2 protein-coding genes are annotated in these 647 nt (G+C 61.4%); one reads left to right on the top strand and one right to left on the bottom strand.

The genetic code is table 11. From position 1 onward, the window contains the following. Positions 1 to 224 (bottom strand): hypothetical protein (locus tag DEIPI_RS40805; RefSeq protein ID WP_211238222.1); only part of this gene is annotated, 224 nt, incomplete at its 3' end. Between the two features lie 125 nt (positions 225 to 349). Here DEIPI_RS40805 and DEIPI_RS36295 point away from each other — a divergent pair. Then, positions 350 to 556, top strand: a complete 207-nt coding sequence (locus DEIPI_RS36295; protein WP_169736994.1) for a helix-turn-helix domain-containing protein — start codon at positions 350 to 352, stop codon at positions 554 to 556. Positions 557 to 647: the final 91 nt, after the last annotated feature.

Below are 647 nucleotides of genomic sequence, written 5' to 3'. Positions count from 1 at the left end.
CGCGCGCGAGCGCGAGAACCCGGCCGTAGCCCATGTTGAGGAGGTGCACTCTGCCGGTTTTCGGCGTCAGCGACGTTGGACTGGGTGAGGTAGTCTCGGCCCTGGTCGTCCTGCCCGCCGTCTTCGGCGAGCTGGGTTTGCGTGCGGCCCAGTTCGACCCGTCGGAGCGCGATGGCGCGCGCCCACTTGGGGACGTCGGGACGGTTCTTGCTGACTCTCGGCATAGTGGGCGAGTACATGGCGTACTGGTACGAGAACGATACTCGCCGGGTTGCACCATTCTCAAAGGTTCAGTCCAGACATGACCACTTGTAAAACGTTTTAAAACATCTAGAATGGACGTATGCGGATGACTCAGTTGCGACGGCTGCGCGAGGCCAAGGGCATGCGTCAGGAGCGTCTCGCCGCAGACGCGGAGGTCTCGATCTCCACCATCCGGGCTCACGAGTCCGGACGCGCGCAGGGCGTCGAAACCAGACCGCTGAAGCGATCGCGCGCGTGCTGGACGTTCCTGTACACGAACTTTTTTTTGACCCGTCTACGTTTAAAAACGTAGAAAATGGACAGGAAGTAAGCGCGTGAGCCTCGACCAGACCTTCACCGACACCATCGAAGGCGCGCTCGAACGCGTCCTCACCCGCGTCCTC

It is taken from the genome of Deinococcus pimensis DSM 21231 (genome assembly GCF_000519345.1).
Lineage (GTDB): Bacteria > Deinococcota > Deinococci > Deinococcales > Deinococcaceae > Deinococcus_A > Deinococcus_A pimensis.
This window is presented reverse-complemented; position numbering and strand designations above follow the sequence as displayed.

Bases quoted from the DNA above. Each gene is read 5' to 3' on its own strand.
- DEIPI_RS36295 (WP_169736994.1), top strand. From the start codon at position 350: ATGACTCAGTTGCGACGGCTGCGCGAGGCCAAGGGCATGCGTCAGGAG.